The following is a 17,610-nucleotide window of genomic DNA, read 5'->3' as shown; positions in this document are numbered from 1 at the left end:
CGGACTATCGCCGTCGTTTGCAAGCGGAAAAAGGGCGATCATGTAACGGTTTCGCGACGAACCTCGATTTTGAATTATTCAGATGTCCAATTCGCACAATTGGAATAGTCTAGCTGCTGTACTGCGCGCGTAGCCCGATAAGTCGTCGTCGGGTGGCGACGTCGCCAGGATGATGAGGCGCGGCACGATGTCACTCCTATCCGAAGTAGTACGCGTACGCGCGATCGACCAGGCCGTTGCGCTTGACCCTCTCGAACGCCTTCGCCCACGCATCGCGATCGATGCCGTGCGAATCCGTTGACGCGGCAATGTACAGTGCGCGAGTCGCGAGCGTCTTGCCGACCACGAGTTTGCCCGGATGTCTCTCAATGCGCCACGCGTATTTCAGTTCGATGTCGGCGCTATATGCAGCGTTCACCTCGCCGTAGGCGCCCGCCTGCGTGAGGGCGGCCGCATTGCTGTAGCTCTTGAGATTTGAGAAGCCGCGTTTCGTTAGTTCGGCATGTCCCGTCGGGCTGCCAATGACACCAATTGCCTGAAGCACCTTGCCCGCGTCGTAGGAATCGATCGCACGCGAGCCGGGCCGCGACACGAAGACTTCGTCGATATCCCACACCTTCTGCACCCACATATAATTCGGCTCACGCTCGGGGGTTCGGGAGTAGGGGAAAAAGAGGATGTCGTGTCCCGCCCGCGCGTCGGCCTGTGCCTCCTGCCAGCCGACGAATTTCACGGGAATATCGCGCTTCATCTCGAGTGTCACCTGCTTGACGACGTCGAGGAAGAAGCCGTTGCGATCGCTGCCGGCATCCGGGTGCCGGGCCGGATCGATTGTATACGGCGCGTTGTCCGCGACTTCGATTTCTTCCGCTTGAAGAGGAAGGACGTGCCACCCGAGCGCAACCGCTGTCGCGCACACACATGCCGTCATGAAGATACGTTTCAACATCGCTGCCTCACTCAGTTCGCCGTGGAGAATTTGTAGATCGTGGTTGCAGTGAACCACTCTCCGGGCTGCAGCACGGTCGTGGGCCAATCGCGCCTGTTCGGCGAATCGTCCGGATGCTCGGCCAGCATCGTCAGGAAGCTGCGGAATCCGTAGATCTTTCCACCCTTGCCAATGTCCGTGCCCGGCAGCGCGTTGCCCGAATAGAAATGAATTGCGGGCTCGGTCGTGTATATTTCCAGCACGCGGCCAGACGTTGGCTCGTAGACGTGCGCGGCGTAGCTCAATTCACCGGCACGCTTGTTCAAGAACCAGTTGTGGTCGTATCCGCCCTCGGCTGGCGGGCTCGCGAGCTGCTGACCTTCCTTCAACTGCTCGTCCTTCGTGTAGATGAGGTCGGCGACGGGTGTCGGTTTCGTGAAATCGAACGGTGTGCCCTTAACGCTGCGGCGCTCGCCGGTCGGGATAAGCTTGATGACCGGCGTGAAGGTGTCGGCGTTGATCAACACGACGTGATTCACGATGCTCCTGCTTGCATCGCCGCTCAGGTCGAAACCCATGTGGTTCGAGAAGTTGACGATGGTCTTCTGGTCGGCCACCGCATCATAGGTAATCTTCAGCGCGTTATCGTCGGTCAGGGTGTAGACGACCTTCAGGCTACAGTTGCCCGGATATCCTTCTTCGCCGTCCTTGAAGTAATAGTTGAGTTGCAGCGTGTGATCGTCGAGCTGGCTCGCGTCGAACACACGAAAGCGCGAGCCCTTCGTGCCGCCGTGCAGGTGGTTCTAGCCGTTGTTGACGCTGAGCTGATATGGCGTGCCGTCCATCATAAACTGGCCTTTCGCGATTCGGTCCGCGTAGCGACCGATGATCACGCCGGTGGACGGGTTGTATTTGTTCCCGTCTTCGATCATATCGAAGCCCATCACGACGTCGCTGAGATTACCTCTGCGGTCCGGAGCCAGCAGTTCCACAACCTTGCCGCCGTAGTTCGTAATCTTGACGACCATGCCTTGCTTGTTTTCCAGCGTATAGAGGTCGGTCCTCTTGCCGTCGATCATGCGCTGATAGCCTTCAGGCTTGACGTCGACGTATCCCGCCGACGCCATCGCGAGTGGCGGCCAGCCGGCGATCAGGCAAAGCACCGCGCGAGTACGAAAATTGAGCATAGGGTTGTCTCCTGTCTGGAGTTTGCGCTTTAGCGCCTAATCCGGTTCCATGCAAAGCTGTTCTGTCCATCGCGGAGCCGGACGCTTTGTTGGACGAATTGACCACCATCGCGTAGGCAATGACGGCAATCAGATCGCTTCGATCATTGCTGTCGGTGCGAATAGCGAAATAGCAATGCGGACCAATGCGGCACTTTTCATGACGTCTCCTTGCGTGTTGTTGATCTACTGGATTTTTCGCAAGTGTGGACGTGTGCGAGTTGCTGCGCTAATCAAAAGATTTCAGCAAACGATAAGCACTGCTTATAAGATCCAGTGTGCACTGAGCGCGTTTTGCTGGGAGGCGGGGAGCGGCAGGACGGATGGCGAATACGGGAGTTCGCTGATGCGCGTCTTGCGCGCTTCACACCGGCGTGGCCTCGCCATGGAACAGCTGAAGAAAGTGCCGCGCGGGCGCGCTCAAAGGGCGATCGCGACGCACGATGCTGCCGTAGGAGGGGAGCTTGTGAGTGAACCTATAGTCGATCATGGCAACCAGTCCATGCTCGGCGTTGCGTTGCGCGACGGTAGCGGGAGTCGCGCCGAGCATGTGCGAGCGCGTCACGAGACTCATCGTGGTCAGGATGGAGCCGGTTTCGATCAGCCCGCGCGGCATCGGTCGATGATGTTCGCTGAATTCCCGTTCGACGACGTCACGTGCGGGGCTGCCGGCTGGCTGCAGAATCCAGGGGTAGTCAGTCAGCATCGCAAAATCGACTTCGCGTACCTGGGCGAGCGGGTGATCGCAGCCTGACACGATGGCGAGCGCTTCGTCGTCGACCGCGCGGAAGATGTACTCGCTGCCTTCACGGGCGTCACGGCCGATCACGACCTCAAGCACGCCCTCGTGCAATTGAGGCATCAGCCGATCGCTCGTATCGACTGCGATCTCGACCGTCATCAGCGGAAAGCGCGCCTTCAATTGCACGAGAGCCTCGGTCAATCGGCCAGGCGTTGCAGCCATGATGCTGCCCATGGCAAGCCTGCCCGCGCTGCCCAGCTGCAATTCCGACAGCTCGCGGTTGAGCGCTTCCATGCTGCCGCGAATGCCCCGGAAGTAGCCGAGCACGCGCTCACCCGCCGGGTTCAGGCGAAGGTTTCGACCGACACGCTCGAACAGCAACTGGCCGAGCGCGCTTTCGAGCTCGTGAAGCATCTTCGTCGCGGCTGGCTGCGTGAGCCCGAGCTGCTCGGCGGCTCCGCGCAGCGTTGAGCATTCCTCGATAGCGAGCAGCAACGCGATCTGCCGCATGCGCAAACGATTCAGCAACTGGGGGGTGGAGTCACGCCGGTCGATAGAACCCACTCTGATCACCTGTAGTTATCGATTCATCAATAGTTTTCAATTTACGCGCAGAAAGCGTCTACCTAGTATCAACCCTGTATCAAGTCGGCCGAGGGCGGCCGAATACCAGGAGACAGGCATGCGATTCCAATACCAGCCGGGCAGTGCCGGCCATCAGCCGTCGAGGGTGACAGGATGACGTCAACCTCGCGCCTTCCCGTCGTTGCGCTGACGCTCGGCGACCCCGCTGGCATCGGCCCAGAACTGATTGCGAAACTGCTGTCCCGGCCGGAAGCAATGACGCACGCCAACCTCGTGCTGATCGGCGACCGATGGCTCTGGGAAAGCGGTCAACGCATCGCGGGCGTGCAGATCGCGACCGAGCCGCTCGAGTCGCTCGCCCGCGTGCGCGACCGGCCGTCATACGCGCAGCCTGCGTTCGTCGAGGTCGACACGATCGACCGCGCGCAGGTCACCGTCGGCCAGGTCGGCGCGGCCGGCGGCCGCTCGGTGCTGAGCGTACTGAACATGTGTATGGACGCCGCGCTCGCCGGCGAAGTCGACGCGATCTGCTTCGCGCCGCTCAACAAGCACGCCATGAAGCTCGGCGGCCTGAAACACGAGGACGAGCTCCATCACTTCGCCGAATACCTCGGCGTGACCGGTTACTTCTGCGAGTTCAATACGCTCGGCGAACTCTGGACGTCACGTATTTCATCGCACGTCCCGCTGAAGGATGCGCCCGGGTATCTGAGCATCGGGCGGATCGAGCAGGCTGCCGAACTGATCTACCGGTCGTTGCTCGCGAACGGCGTCGCCACGCCGAAGGTCGCGATCGCCGCATTCAATCCGCACGGCGGTGACGGCGGGAGCTGCGGCAGCGAGGAGATCCAGATAATTGCGCCCGCGGTGCGCCGGCTGCAGGCGCGCAACTGGCCGACCGATGCGCCGTTCCACGGCCCATTCCCGGCAGACACGATCTTCCTGAAGGCACAGGCGGGCGACTACCAGGCGGTCGTGACGATGTACCACGACCAGGGTCAGATCGCGATCAAACTGCTCGGCTTCTCGCGCGGCGTGACCGTGCAGGGCGGGTTGCCCGTGCCGATCACGACGCCGGCGCACGGCACCGCGTACGACATCGCGGGAGGCGGCACCGCCGACGTCGGCGCGACATGGCAGGCATTGCTGATCGCGTGCCGGATGGGTACCGCGCACCGGCAGCAGACAATTTCCGCGTGACGGCCGAAGGCTTTCTCGCGACACCTCGAATCGAATCAAATCCTGGAGACACCACAATGAAAATCAAGTCTGTTCGCGCTCGCGTATTTCAATGGAAGGGCAAGACCGTGCCGCCGCAGGGCAATTTCTGCTCGAATGCGATGGATCTGTTGTACGCACCACAGGAAACGATGAGCACGTTTCGCTTTCACGCGTGGACCGTGGTCGAGGTCGAGACTGACGACGGCATCGTCGGCCTCGGCAACGTCGCGCTCGCGCCGCAGGTCGCCAAGGTCATCATCGACCAGTACCTCGCCCCGCTCGTGATCGGCCAGGACCCGTGGGACTACGAATACCTGAACCAGCGGATGTACCGTGCGACCCACGCGTGGGGCCGCAAAGGAATCGGCATGGCCGCGATCTCGGCCGTCGACATCGCGATCTGGGACATCCTCGGCAAGAGCGTCGGCAAGCCGGTCTTCAAGTTACTAGGCGGCCGCACGAAAGAAAAGATTCCCTGCTACTACTCGAAGCTCTATCGCACAGACCTGAAGGCGATGCAGGCCGAGGCGCAAAAATATCTCGACCAGGGCTTCCGCGCCTTCAAGACGCGCTTCGGCTACGGACCCGCGCATGGGCAGCAGGGCTTCGTCGAGAATCTAAAGGCTGTCGAGGCGATTCGCGAGGTGATCGGCTACGACAACGACCTGATGCTTGAGTGCTATATGGGCTGGAACCTCGAATACGCGAAGCGCATCCTGCCGAAGCTCGAGAAATACCAGCCGCGCTGGCTTGAGGAGCCCGTGATCGCTGATGACATCGACGGTTACGCGGAGCTGAACCAGCTGACGAGTATCCCGATCTCCGGCGGCGAGCACGAATTCACGCTGTATGGCTTCAAGCAGTTGCTGGACCGCAAGGCCGTGTCGGTCGTCCAATATGACACCAACCGCGTCGGTGGCATCACGATGGCGCACAAGATCAACGCGCTGTGTGAAGCGTATAGCGTGCCCGTCATTCCGCACGCGGGTCAGATGCACAACTACCATCTGACGATGAGCACGCTCGCCTCGCCGATGAGCGAGTACTTCCCGATGTTCGACGTCGAAGTTGGAAACGAGTTGTTCTATTACATTTTCGACGGTGAGCCGGTGGCCGAGAATGGCTTCCTGCAATTGCGTGACGACGTGCCGGGTCTCGGTCTCACGTTGAAGACCGAGTTCCTCGACCAGTTCGAGATCGTGGAGTGATGATGCGCAGACGTTATCAGGGCGTGTTTCCGGTCGCGCCGACGATTTTCACTGAGGACGGCTCACTCGACCTCGACGGCCAGCGCCGCTGCCTCGACTTCATGATCGACGCGGGCTCGAATGGGATCTGCATTCACGCAAACTATTCAGAGCAATTCGCGCTCGGCGACGACGAACGCGATCTGCTCACGCGGACGGCACTCGAGCACGTTGCGGGCCGCGTGCCGGTGATCGTCACAACGTCGCATTTCAGCGCGCGTATCTGTGCACAGCGCAATCGGCAAGCGCAGGCACTCGGCGCCGCGATGGTGATGGTGATGCCGCCGTATCACGGCGCGACGTTTCGGGTGTCTGAGACGCAAATCCACGCGTTCTTCAGGGAAGTAACCGACGGCCTCGACATTCCGCTGATGATTCAGGACGCGCCGGCGAGCGGTACAACGCTGTCGGTTCCGTTCCTCGCCCGACTCGCGCGCGAGTTCGCTGCGGTGTCGTACTTCAAGATCGAGACGGCAGGCGCCGCGTCGAAGCTGCGCGAACTGATCACGCTGGGCGGCGATGCGATCGAAGGCCCGTGGGACGGCGAGGAAGGCATCACACTGCTCGCCGATCTCGACGCGGGCGCGACGGGCGCGATGACAGGCGGCGGCTATCCGGACGGGATCCGGAAGATCACCGATGCGTACTTCGCGGGTCGCCGTGATGAAGCTGTCGCGCAGTACGCGCGCTGGCTGCCGTTGATCAACTACGAGAACCGTCAGGCAGGCTTTCTGAGCGCAAAGACGCTGATGAAGGAAGGCGGCGTGATCGGGTGCGACAAGCCGCGCGCGCCCTGGCCGCAGTTGCATCCGCAGATTCGCGCGGGCCTGCTCGACGCGGCACGCCGCCTCGATCCGCTCGTGTTCCGCTGGGGCAGCTGAATCGGCCGTCGTCGGCACGCGGGCAGCACGCCGCCATTGCACGGCGTCCGTGTCTTCACGCCGATCCGTGACTCCGCGACGGAAGGCCATCAAGAACGCCGCCGCGCCAATAACGAAACAGGAGACGTCATGAATTCGCTCAACGAGGTCAACGCGGCTTATGAAGCCGACGAGGCCGTTCCACATCGCCGCTGGCTGCGCGTCATTCCGCCGCTTCTTCTCGCCTGCGTCATCTCGTACATGGACCGTGTGAATATTGCATTCGCGATGCCTGGGGGCATGAACGCGGACCTCGGCATGGATGCGACGATGGCCGGGATCGCGGGCGGGATTTTCTTCTTCGGCTATCTGTTTCTGCAAATTCCGGGTGGCCACCGTGCTGCGCTCGGCAGCGGCAAGAAGTTCATCGCATGGTCGCTCGTCAGCTGGGCGGTGATATCTGGACTGACAGGCCTCGTCACACATACGTGGGAACTGCTGACGCTGCGCTTCCTGCTCGGCGTCGCCGAAGGGGGGATGTTGCCGGTCGTGCTCACGATGGTCAGCAACTGGTTTCCCGATCGCGAACGTGGACGCGCGAACGCGATGGTCATCATGTTCGTACCGCTCGCCGGCATGATTACCGCGCCGCTTTCCGGCTTCATTCTCGCGACGTACGACTGGCGTCATCTGTTCTTCAGCAGCGCTGCGCTGTCGGTGCTGTTTCTGGCCGTCTGGCTGCTCTTCGCAGACAACGGCCCGGAAACGGCTCGCTGGATTTCGCCGCGCGAAAAGGCGTACATCCTCGACGCGCTGCGCGCCGAGCAAGAGCACAAACGGAAGGGGGGGACGCCCGCCTCGGCGTCGTTCCGCGAGATGCTGGGCAACCCGACGATCTGGCTGCTGATCGCGATCAACTTCTGCTACCAGGTCGGCATCTATGGATACACGATGTGGCTCCCCACGCTGCTGAAGAATCTTACGCATACCGGCATGGCCCAGGTCGGCCTGCTCGCGACGATCCCGTACGTCGCGATGATCATCGGGATGTTCGCGACGTCGTACCTGTCCGACTTGACCGGGCGGCGCCGACTGTTCGTGCTGCTGCCGCTCGTCGGTTTCGCCGCGTGCCTTGCGCTGTCGGTGCTGACGCAGTCGACGATGGTGGTGTCGTTCGCGTTCCTGGTCGGCTGCGGCTTCTTCCTGCAGGCGGCGGCAGGTGTTTTCTGGGCGATCCCGCCGAAGCTCTGCAGTCCCGAAACCGCAGGCAGCGCGCGCGGGCTGATCAACGCGCTTGGCAACCTCGGCGGCTTCTGCGGCCCGTACGCAGTGGGCGTGCTCACGCAGCACGTCAGCTCGGCGGCCGGCGTCTACAGTCTCGCTGTTGTGCTCGCAGCGGCCGGCCTGCTTGCGCTTGCGCTGCCCAGGCGCTGCGAGGCGTGACGCGCCGCCCGGCGGCTCAACACCCAACCCGTCGCAAGGTACGGCGGCGAAACCCTTGAAGGAAGGAGATTCACGATGAACGAGATTCTGCTGCTGGTGCAGAAATGCGCTCACACTTTCAGCTTCTACGATCTCGAAACGAAGGCGGCGATCAAGCACATCGTGCTCCCGAACTTCCCGCATGAGTTCACCGTCGATGCTACCCGGCGCTTCGCATACGTCGGCATCTTTGGGATCGAGACCGCGTGGACGCGAGGTCAGGATGGTGATCACCGGATCGCCGAAATTGATCTGCAGGAACGCAGGCTGACCCGCATGCTCGACCTGTGGCCATTCTACCGTCCGCACGGGATGGCAAGCGACGGCGAAGGGCGTCTCTATGCGATGAGCGAGGCCAGCGACATTCTGCTCGTGTTCGATCGTCCGCGTGAGCAGGCCGTACCGAACCTGGCAGTGCCGTCCGGTGGCGTGAAGACGCATCTCGTGACACTGACGCGCGACGCACGACGTGCGTACGGCGTACATCTGCTATCGAACACCGTTACGCGGTTTGATCCTCGCGACGCAACCGTGGCGCCCCGTGCGGTGATGCCTGGGCCGCGCCCCGAGGGAAATGCGCTGTCGCGCGACGAGCGGACGCTCTTCGTGGCGAATCGCGGCGACGATACGCTTGTCGCGATCGACACCGAGACAATGACTTGCGGTCGCCGCGTGAAGACGCGCAGCGATCCGAACCGGATCTACCGGACAAGCGCACCCGATGGCCGCGACCTCCTGTTGTTGACGAATTCCGGTGAGCAGTCGATTTCGGTATTCGACGCGGAGCGACTCGAAGAGATCGAGCGCGTCGGGCTGCCGGCCAACCCGACGGCATTGTCGTTTCATCCGTCGCGACCGCTTGCCTACGTGTCGTTCCAGGACGACCACGTCCGGGAGCTCGATCTGACGAGTTGGCGTTTCGTGGGCGAGATATCCACGTTGCGCGAACCGGATGCGTCGTATGTCCTCGCAGGCGGCCGCTGATCCGCGCGCGGCCGACGTCGCGGCCGCGATGCCCGACGCGGTCGTCGACGCGCATCACCATCTGTGGCGGCTCAACGGCGACGTGCGCTATCCGTGGCTGCAGGAAGCGTACGATCCCGCGCATTTCATATTCGGTGACTACGCGGATCTGTGCTGCGATTTCGACGTCGACACGTTCCTGGGCGCTGCTCGCGGCGTGCCGGTTGTCGCGAGCGTGCATGTCGAGGCCGAGTGCAAACGCACCGATGCGCTCGCGGAGACGCGCTGGCTCCATACAGTCGCGGCCCGGCACCCGATTCCGTCTGCCGTGGTCGCGTGGGTCGACCTGCTCGCTGACGACGCCGACGAGCGCCTCGCCGAGCAGACCGCGTATCCGCTCGTGCGCGGCGTGCGTTTCAAGCCGCGCGCGTCGGCGGCGCCGGACGTCGCGCTCGACGGCGCCGGCACGCTCGACGATCTTCGCTGGCCGCGCGCGCTCGAACGGCTTGCCGCGCACGGATTGTGCTGGGATCTGCGCGTCCCGTTCTGGCATCTCGACCACGCGGCGAGGCGGCTCGCGGACGTGCCGGCGGTCGACGTCGTACTCGAACACGCGGGGCTGCCGTGGGATCGAACGGAGGCGGGCCTCGCGCGCTGGCGGCGCGGGATGGAGGCACTGGCCGCGCTGCCGCATGTGTCGGTGAAGTTGTCGGAATTCGGGCTGCGTGACGCCGCGTGGAACGAGACAGAGAGCCGCCGGATCATTGCCGACGCGATCACGATCTTCGGCGCCGAGCGCTGCATGTTCGCAAGCAATTTCCCGGTGGCGGGATTGCGGGTCGCGTATCCGGTGCTCGTGCGCACGCTCGCGGCCGCGATGGCGAGTCTGAAACTGGGCGATGCCGCGCGCCGCGCGGTCTGGCACGACAACGCGATCCGCATTTACCGGATCGGTCTTGATGAATCTCTCGCACAGGACGAAAAGGCAGGGCGATGATGAGGATCACCGGCGATATGTTGATTGGCCGCGCGGCAGTGCGCGGCACGGAAGGGACGCTGCACGCGTTCGATCCGGCACGCGATGTCGTGCTCGAACCGGCGTTCGGCACGGGCGGCGCGCACGACGTGGATCGTGCGTGCCGGCTCGCACAGGCCGCGTTCGATCCGTTTCGTTCGGTATCGCTCGACTTACGCGCACGTTTTCTCGAGACGATCGCCGAGAACGTTCTCGCGCTCGGCAGTGCACTGATCGAGCGGGCGCATCAGGAATCGGCGTTGCCGATCGGGCGGCTCGAAGCTGAGCGCGGGCGGACCGTCGCGCAACTGCGCCTTTTTGCGTCGTTCGTGCGCGAAGGGCGCTGGCTCGCCGCGACTATCGAGCCCGCTCAGCCGGAGCGCAAGCCGCTGCCGCGTGCCGATCTGCGTCTGCAGAAGATTCCGCTCGGGCCGGTCGCGGTGTTCGGCGCGAGCAATTTCCCGCTCGCGTTCTCCGTCGCAGGCGGTGACACGGCGTCCGCGTTTGCGGCGGGGTGCCCGGTCGTCGTCAAGGCGCATCCGGCGCATCTTGGGGCCTCGGAGCTCGTTGGCCGGGCGATCCAGCAGGCGGTGCACGCGTGCGGGCTGCCGGAGGGGACATTCTCACTGTTGACGGGCAGCGGCAACGCGATCGGTGAGGCACTTGTTGCGCATCCCGCGATCAAGGCGGTCGGATTCACAGGATCGCGCGCGGGCGGACTCGCGCTCGCGAATGTCGCCGCGAACCGGCGCGAGCCGATCCCCGTGTACGCGGAGATGAGTAGCGTCAATCCGTTCTTCGTTCTGCCCGGTGCGCTTGCGAAGCGCGCCGCCGACATCGCGCGCGGGCTCGTCGATTCGCTGACGCTTGGCGTTGGGCAGTTCTGTACGAATCCGGGGATCGTCGTGTTGCTCGACGGGCCCGATACGCAGACCTTCATCGACGCAGTAGCGCAGGCGCTCGGGCAGAAGGGCGCGCAGACGATGCTGACCGCCGGCATTGCGGCCGCATACGCGCGAGGCGTCGCCGAGCGGGGCGCGACGACGCATGTACGCGCGCTTGCGCATGGCGTCGAATCTGAGGCGCTGCATACAGGGCGGCCAGTGTTGTTCGCGACAACGCAACCCACTTTCATATCGGACCAGCAACTCGGGGACGAGATCTTCGGGCCGACGTCATTGATCGTCACCTGCGAGAGCGTCGACGAAATGCTCGAGCTCGCGGAGCATGTCGACGGTCAACTGACGGCGACGCTGCACGTCGAGGCCGAGGATCTCGCGCTGGCGCGGCGCCTGCTGCCGACGCTTGAGCGCAAGGCGGGACGGATTCTCGCGAACGGGTATCCGACTGGCGTCGAGGTTTCGCATGCGATGGTGCATGGCGGCCCCTGTCCGGCGACCTCCGATCCGCGCGCGACATCGGTCGGGACGATGGCGATCGAGCGTTTTTTGCGACCGGTCTGCTATCAGGACCTCCCGGCGGCACTGCTGCCGCCCGCACTACAGGATGACAACCCTCTCGATCTCTGGCGCGTGCGAGACGGCAAGCTCGGCAACGTGTAAATGGCGCAATACGCGATCGCGAACCCGGCGCACAGTCCGTCGGCGTCTGCGATCGCAGCGTTCGCGCGCTGCGTCATGTGGGACGGTCAACGTGGTGCGCCTCGGCAATCATCGTTCTATTTACGATTTGTGAGGTGACGTGGTCGATAGTGTTAAAACATAATTAATTAGGTATACATAGTATAAAAAGCATTGCGCATCTCTGATTTCGTGCGCAACAGGTCGTATCAGAACAACGGCGCATCGGTCGACTCCGCCCCGCGCGGGGCACTCGGCTGTCAAGATGACGACGGGCGTCTGGACTTGTAGCCGCTTCGGCCTGAAAGGCTCGGAAGACTTGGGAGGCGGCTCGAAAGCGATTTTCGAGCGCCCGTTTTACGGACTGAGCTCGCCGGAACGCTCTGGGCTGGTGACCGAATTTAAACCTTTAATGGTCCGATTGCCCGCTCAACACCTCGGCGCGCAGTCTGAACGATGGGATGATTAAAACAACTTTGTCTACATGAACGGCCCCAGCTGCTCACTTGCCTGGCGAGACCAGCTCGGCTTGCTTGAGCACTGCCACGATATGCTCCACCGAATACTGTTTGCGTTTTCATCGCCAAGCGCTGATTTCACCCCACGGCCAGGACGTGTCTGGCAACGTTGTATTTCGAAAGAAAGTATCGCGTCGGCAGCTAATCGAGTTCTTCAATCAGCGTTGATCCTTGGGCGCCCAAAACCGGCGATAGCCTATCCTGCCGTACCTCGTTTTTAATGTCGTCTTTTATTTACCGCCTAAGCACTTTCTGCGAGGTCGGCCGGGAATTTCCGTGAAGCGGCCAGATGCGTTCGCGGGATGCAACCCCTGAGTTGGCTGGTCTTCCTTTGCTCGTCCGCGCATCGTATCTCACGGTGGCGGCTGCCGATTGATCGAGTCTGCATACTGGGCAGGTCGATTTCTGCGACGTGATCCGGTCCACGGTCGATACCTGAATGTCATATGTCTGCGAGGGCTGTGGCTGAAGTCGGCAATCGCATGCGCTGAATCGTTGAGGTCAATTTCGCTTCGCGCGACTATTGATCTCCCAAAATCTGCCGGCTCTTTTCCCGAAAGTATGTCGGCAGGGCAACCGGGAGTTCGTGGGGTAGGGGATATAGTCTCCGAGACTATCTGTCTCTGTCGGTTCGCAACTCTATGGTTTGCTTCCTGATTGCCAAACGATTCAGCCCGTTGCTGATGATCGTTCTGGGCTCGTGCCGTCGTGAAGTCTCCTTCGCTACACTTTCCGGACAACAGCCCGGTCCGCTGCTCGTGCCAGGGGTGTCCAAAATATTTCTTTTATTCCGACGCGATCCGTCGAATTCCATGACGTTCCTGTAGCGAAAATCCGACCAAAAACAGGTGTTGACGGCGTCTTCGTGAGTGAACAAGATGGGATGAAGAGAGCACGACGGAGCGAGCCATGCCAGTTGCGAAAAGCTATACCCGGGCGCAATGGGATGAGCTTGTCCGCTCTCTGGAATCACTGCCGGTCAAGCCAGAGGCCGAGCAGCGCCTCTCTATTACCGATGCGATGAAGGAGATGCGTCTGGTGATCGGTGCGGTGAGGAAGAAGGGATATACGCTGGAAGAAATCGTTGAACACGCAAGGAGGAAAGGCGTCGATTTTAGTGTTGGCTCCGTCAAGTACGCGCTATATCCGTTGAAGAAAGACAGGCCAGTTCGACAGGCCGCAAAGGAATCGGCACGAGGCAATGCCGCGCCATCACCTCGTGCCAAGAGGGTAAGCAAGGACGATGTACCGCGCGCGGAGGCTTTCAGAGAGAATGAAAAGCAGGATGGGGGAAAGATGGGTAGCAGCCCGGGAAGCATGGTGATGCGTGACGCGTTCTCATTCGAGATCAGGCCTGACACCGAGAACCTTTAGAGGATTCAAATGGACATGACGACTTACCACATCTATCTCGTCGGTGGCAGCAAGGGCGGCGTGGGCAAGAGCTTTGTTGCGCTCGCGCTGGCCGATTATCTGCTCCGGCGGGATATTCATGCGGCGCTGGTGGAAACGGATACCGCCAACCCGGACGTGATGAAAGCAGTCCAGGATGAGATGCGTTGCATCGCCTATAACCTGGACGATGCAGACGGCTGGATCGGCCTCGTCAATTTCTGCGATGAGCAGCGGGACGCGGCGATCGTTGTGAACACTGCGGCGCGGAGCCAGACGGGTGTTGAGCAGTTCGGTGCGACACTGGCCGGTGCGCTTGGCGAGCTTCGGCGCCGGCTTGTTGTCCTGTGGGTGATTAATCGGCAACGCGACAGCCTCGAACTGCTGAGCGCTTTCAGCGAGACGTTCCCGGACGCGGTAACGAATGTCGTGCGTAATGGCTACTTCGGTGCGGCGGACAAGTTCACGCTGTATCAGGGATCGCAGCTTCGCCGTTCCGTCGAATCGCGCGGTCACTCACTGGACTTTCCCGATCTTGCGGATCGGGTTGCGGACGAGCTTCGCAGTCAGCGCATGTCGATCCGCAGGGCGGCGACGACGATGCATATCGGTGAACGGGTCGAGCTATTGCGTTGGCGTTCGTTGTGCGATGCCATGTTCGCGAAGGTAACGGTCGATGGATAACAGGCAGGGCAGGCCGGTGGATACGCTTGCCTGTCTGTTTCTCGACGTCACGGGTGAAATGCCTGACAACGCCAGTGTGCTGCGAATGCGGCGGGAATCGAGTGCGCTCAACCTCCGCGATAACGATGCGTTGTGGTCTGTGCTGGTCATGCTCGAACATTACGGGCGACTCTACGAAGCCATGCCGGAGCGTATCCGGCAGGCGGGCGCGGGAAGTATGGATCTCGTGCGGACAGAGGTGCGGGCAGCGACGGATGCGTTGATGACGCAGCATCGTGACGCGCTCGCGCGCTGCAAGGCGACGATCGAACTGGCGGAGCAAATAACTGCCGAGCACGAAGCGTGCTACCGGACCACGCTTGCGGCGCTGAACGACGAGGCGCTGGCTACACTAACGCAGCGGGCAGCGAACCACATTGCCCGCGTTGCTGGTAACCGGCTCGTGGGGGCGACGACTATCGCCGTACGTGAGCAGCAGAAACGGATCGATGCGGCGCTCACGTCATTCGGGCACGTCGCCATGCGGCGACTCGTGCGGGCATGCTATGGGCTGGTCGTCGGTGGGCTCATTGTGATGCTGGCGGCGGCGGGTGCGGGCGCGCTGGCCGGATGGTGGGCGGGCGTGCATTGGGGGCGGGCAGAGGGCTCGCCGTCTGCCCGCACGGATTACACGTCGTTTGTGTCACCTTCCATGAAGTCAGCGGCGTGACGAAGCACGTTTGCTGCCGTGTCGTTCTGCTCGAAGGCGATCATCGGTGCCCGGTAGCCTTCATCTTCGGCGCGGGCAAGGGCCATGTCGTAGTGCTGGCCTTCGTTGTATTGCAGATCGGTGGCTTCAACGAAAGTCAGGTAGAGGTCGGGCGAGCCTTCGACATTGGTGGCGAGCACGGCCATGCGGATGCGGTTGGTCATAATGGGTTTCTCCAGTTCAGTCCGGCAGGCGGCGAATGCGGGTTTGCCGCCTGCTTTGCCTCGTTGCCGGGGCGAGGGATTGCATTACGTCGCGAGCGAGCGGGATTGCGTGCAATTCATGCTGTCCGAAGTCGGGAAGGGCCACGGCGTCAGCGGGCTACCGGCGGCGGGCGCAGCTCCTGCGTCGGTGGGTGTGTCGTTGGCGTGTTCTGTGCCGTTACTTGCATCCGGTTCCGCACCGGGGGTCTCGCCTTCCGGCGTTTCGTCCGCGCCGTCTCCGGTGTCCGCGTCGTCGCTGTCGGTCTCATCCTCGTCGTCACGGTTTTCCCATGATGATATGGCCGGGAATTCACGATCGGTGAGGATTTCAGGGAGCCATGCTGCCTTTGCGAGCCGAAGCTCCGCTGCTGCTGCCGCGTCTGCTTTCTTCATCTTTTCGAGGTCGATTGCGGCCTTGGGTGACACGGCGGCGGACACGACTTCCGCGATACGCGCCTTGCTGACATGATCGAAATACGTCGCACGTGTCGCTGTCCAGTACCGGGTCATGTCGAGGTTCAGCGCACTTGCGAGCGTGTTGATCGCAAGCGGCTTTTCTTCGGCCACGATTCCGTCGAGCAGGGTGCCGGTGCAGAACGCGAGCAGGTCGAGCAGCGTCGTGCCGGGATCCTGTTCGATTAGCCACGGCAGGAGGTCACCCCGCTTTGCGGGCAGTTCCGCAATCCAGCGGGCCCGCTGCGTTTCGATGGCATTCCATGCGGGGCTGGCGGACAGGTCGTCGGCGGCGCGCAGCAGGCTGTCGTGGTTGGTCTTGCCGGACAGTGCGAAATAGCTGCGTGAGGACGCGTGCCCGTAGTGCTCGGGCAGTGCCTTTGGAACCAGGTGGTGCAGCAGGGCGGCGAGCGCTACAGTGGGCTGCGCGACCAGTTCCGCGTGGACGGCAGCGGTGCGGTGTGCCGTGAGCCGCTGGCAGAGTTTCGCGCTGTGGACGGGTTTTACCTTCGGAGCCTTCGCGCATACGGTATCCGGGCCTTCGGCTGTGGCGGTGCCAGTGACGGTCGCGCCTGCCGCGTCGAGCGCGGCGCTATTCTCGCGTCGCACGAGGCCGCGTTCGATGACGAGTTCGCCCTGCGGCCCGACGATCACGAATGCACCCGCTTCGGCCATCTGCTGCGCGTCCCATACGAGCGCGCGGCTTTCGAGTGCGATGATCGCGGCATTGACCTGCTCCATTTCGTTGTTGAGCCGGTCGGCTTCCTCGTAGGCATCTTCGTCGCCCTCCGACAGTGCTTCGATCTTTTCAGCCAGTTCGTCCTGCTGCGCGGTGAAGGCGTCCATTTTGCGCTGTTCGTCGTCGGTGTATTGGCGCTGCACCGGGCGCAGCCTGCCGTGGCGGTTCAGTTCGGCAAAATCGCGTTCGACTCGCGTTTCCGTCCAGCCCCATCCCTCGGCCTGGACTTCGGCTGCAGCAGCGTCGAGCTTTTGCGCGACGAGCTTCTGCAGCAGTTCCGCATCGGCGATATAACCGGCGTTCTCGTCGTCGCTGAACAGGTCGCGACGCACGTAGCCGCCCGCTGCTTCATAGGCGGCGAGGCCAACAAAGCGTACGAGACGGCTACGGCTCGTGTCGATCTCGGCGCGCGTGATCGACTGCCGCAGGTAGTTCGGCTGACGTTGCCACTCGTTTGCGTCGAACCATATTTTTTCCTGCGTTTCGTGATCGTCTGCGAGGGCGAGCGCAGCAAGCTGATCAAGCGTGATTGCGTCGTCGCGCAGCAGCGTGAGCAGTTTGGTCGACTCGTTAGCGAGCCTCATGCGACGCCTGACCGTGAGTGGCGAGGCAGAGAACAGCGCCGCGATGTAATCGACACTGCGGCCTTCCTCAGCGAGCATCCGGTACGCGCGCAGCACGTCGAACGGGTCGAGTCCTTCGCGTTCGCTGTTCTCGATCAGCGAAATGGCGAGGGCTTCGCCTTCGCTGACGATCCGCACCGGCACCGGATAGTCCGCCGCGATATGGTTCTGCTCGTAAAGCAGGTCGAGCGCGGCTTTGCGACGCTGGCCCGCGCAGACCCCATACCGGCGCTGTTTGCCCCGCGATCCCTTCATCTCATGGACGACGAGGTTTTGAACTGTAACCTTGTAACAGTTACGCAAAAGAGTGCCTCGTAGCCTATATTTTGTGGCAGTAGTGTTGTTCAGGAGTGCTTTTATGGGACCGTGGACTCGCGACGAGATCGAAACAGCGCGAGCTG

General features: G+C 62.2%; 14 protein-coding genes and 1 pseudogene. 10 read left to right on the top strand and 5 right to left on the bottom strand.

Going from position 1 to position 17,610, the window contains the following annotated elements:
• Window positions 1-196 precede the first annotated feature (196 nt).
• From VSR82_RS14530 to VSR82_RS14520, 3 genes and pseudogenes are all read right to left on the bottom strand, one after another.
• Window positions 197-1,036 (bottom strand): substrate-binding periplasmic protein, encoded by an 840-nt coding sequence (locus VSR82_RS14530; protein WP_498857791.1) that lies wholly within the window; start codon window positions 1,034-1,036, stop codon window positions 197-199.
• A pseudogene (locus VSR82_RS14525) lies at window positions 961-1,956 on the bottom strand (aldose epimerase family protein). The gene VSR82_RS14530 and the pseudogene VSR82_RS14525 overlap by 76 nt, the downstream one beginning before the upstream one ends.
• Before the next feature lie 562 nt (window positions 1,957-2,518).
• A complete protein-coding gene (locus VSR82_RS14520) occupies window positions 2,519-3,460 on the bottom strand; it encodes a LysR family transcriptional regulator (RefSeq protein WP_498857790.1) in 942 nt (313 codons plus the stop codon).
• Window positions 3,461-3,634: 174 nt separating this feature from the next.
• On the opposite strand from VSR82_RS14520, the gene VSR82_RS14515 reads away from it, so the two are divergent.
• The 10 genes from VSR82_RS14515 to VSR82_RS14470 all read left to right on the top strand — a co-directional run bounded on the left by VSR82_RS14515 (window position 3,635) and on the right by VSR82_RS14470 (window position 15,152).
• The gene (locus tag VSR82_RS14515; RefSeq protein ID WP_498857789.1) at window positions 3,635-4,681 is read left to right on the top strand and encodes a 4-hydroxythreonine-4-phosphate dehydrogenase PdxA; all 1,047 of its coding nucleotides are present in this window, start codon (window positions 3,635-3,637) and stop codon (window positions 4,679-4,681) included.
• A 56-nt stretch (window positions 4,682-4,737) separates the two neighbouring features.
• The gene (locus VSR82_RS14510; RefSeq protein ID WP_498857788.1) at window positions 4,738-5,910 is read left to right on the top strand and encodes an L-rhamnonate dehydratase; all 1,173 of its coding nucleotides are present in this window, start codon (window positions 4,738-4,740) and stop codon (window positions 5,908-5,910) included.
• A 2-nt stretch (window positions 5,911-5,912) separates the two neighbouring features.
• The gene (locus tag VSR82_RS14505) at window positions 5,913-6,830 is read left to right on the top strand and encodes a dihydrodipicolinate synthase family protein (protein WP_498857915.1); all 918 of its coding nucleotides are present in this window, start codon (window positions 5,913-5,915) and stop codon (window positions 6,828-6,830) included.
• Between the two features lie 129 nt (window positions 6,831-6,959).
• A complete protein-coding gene (locus VSR82_RS14500) occupies window positions 6,960-8,252 on the top strand; it encodes an MFS transporter (RefSeq protein ID WP_498857787.1) in 1,293 nt (430 codons plus the stop codon).
• A gap of 75 nt (window positions 8,253-8,327) precedes the next feature.
• Window positions 8,328-9,275, top strand: coding sequence for a YncE family protein (locus VSR82_RS14495; protein WP_498857786.1), 948 nt, complete (start codon window positions 8,328-8,330; stop codon window positions 9,273-9,275).
• On the top strand, window positions 9,253-10,251 hold the full coding sequence (locus tag VSR82_RS14490; protein ID WP_498857785.1) for an amidohydrolase family protein: 999 nt from the start codon (window positions 9,253-9,255) through the stop codon (window positions 10,249-10,251). The genes VSR82_RS14495 and VSR82_RS14490 overlap by 23 nt, the downstream gene beginning before the upstream one ends.
• Window positions 10,251-11,831: an aldehyde dehydrogenase (NADP(+)) gene (locus VSR82_RS14485; RefSeq protein ID WP_498857914.1), complete on the top strand. Its 1,581-nt coding sequence runs from the start codon at window positions 10,251-10,253 to the stop codon at window positions 11,829-11,831. The genes VSR82_RS14490 and VSR82_RS14485 overlap by 1 nt, the downstream gene beginning before the upstream one ends.
• 1,445 nt (window positions 11,832-13,276) lie before the next feature.
• Complete coding sequence (locus VSR82_RS14480) at window positions 13,277-13,741, top strand: hypothetical protein (protein WP_498857784.1); 465 nt, start codon at window positions 13,277-13,279, stop codon at window positions 13,739-13,741.
• 9 nt (window positions 13,742-13,750) lie between these two features.
• On the top strand, window positions 13,751-14,443 hold the full coding sequence (locus VSR82_RS14475) for a nucleotide-binding protein (protein WP_498857783.1): 693 nt from the start codon (window positions 13,751-13,753) through the stop codon (window positions 14,441-14,443).
• The gene (locus VSR82_RS14470; RefSeq protein ID WP_498857782.1) at window positions 14,436-15,152 is read left to right on the top strand and encodes a hypothetical protein; all 717 of its coding nucleotides are present in this window, start codon (window positions 14,436-14,438) and stop codon (window positions 15,150-15,152) included. The genes VSR82_RS14475 and VSR82_RS14470 overlap by 8 nt, the downstream gene beginning before the upstream one ends.
• On the opposite strand, the gene VSR82_RS14465 is transcribed toward VSR82_RS14470, so the two are convergent.
• Both VSR82_RS14465 and VSR82_RS14460 read right to left on the bottom strand, forming a co-directional pair.
• A complete protein-coding gene (locus VSR82_RS14465; protein WP_498857781.1) occupies window positions 15,110-15,355 on the bottom strand; it encodes a hypothetical protein in 246 nt (81 codons plus the stop codon). The genes VSR82_RS14470 and VSR82_RS14465 overlap by 43 nt on opposite strands.
• Window positions 15,356-15,439: 84 nt before the next feature.
• Window positions 15,440-17,464: a ParB/RepB/Spo0J family partition protein gene (locus VSR82_RS14460; protein WP_498857780.1), complete on the bottom strand. Its 2,025-nt coding sequence runs from the start codon at window positions 17,462-17,464 to the stop codon at window positions 15,440-15,442.
• Window positions 17,465-17,610 lie beyond the last annotated feature (146 nt).

Source organism: Burkholderia sp. JPY481 (assembly GCF_038900515.1).
Lineage (GTDB): Bacteria > Pseudomonadota > Gammaproteobacteria > Burkholderiales > Burkholderiaceae > Paraburkholderia > Paraburkholderia youngii.
This window is presented reverse-complemented; position numbering and strand designations above follow the sequence as displayed.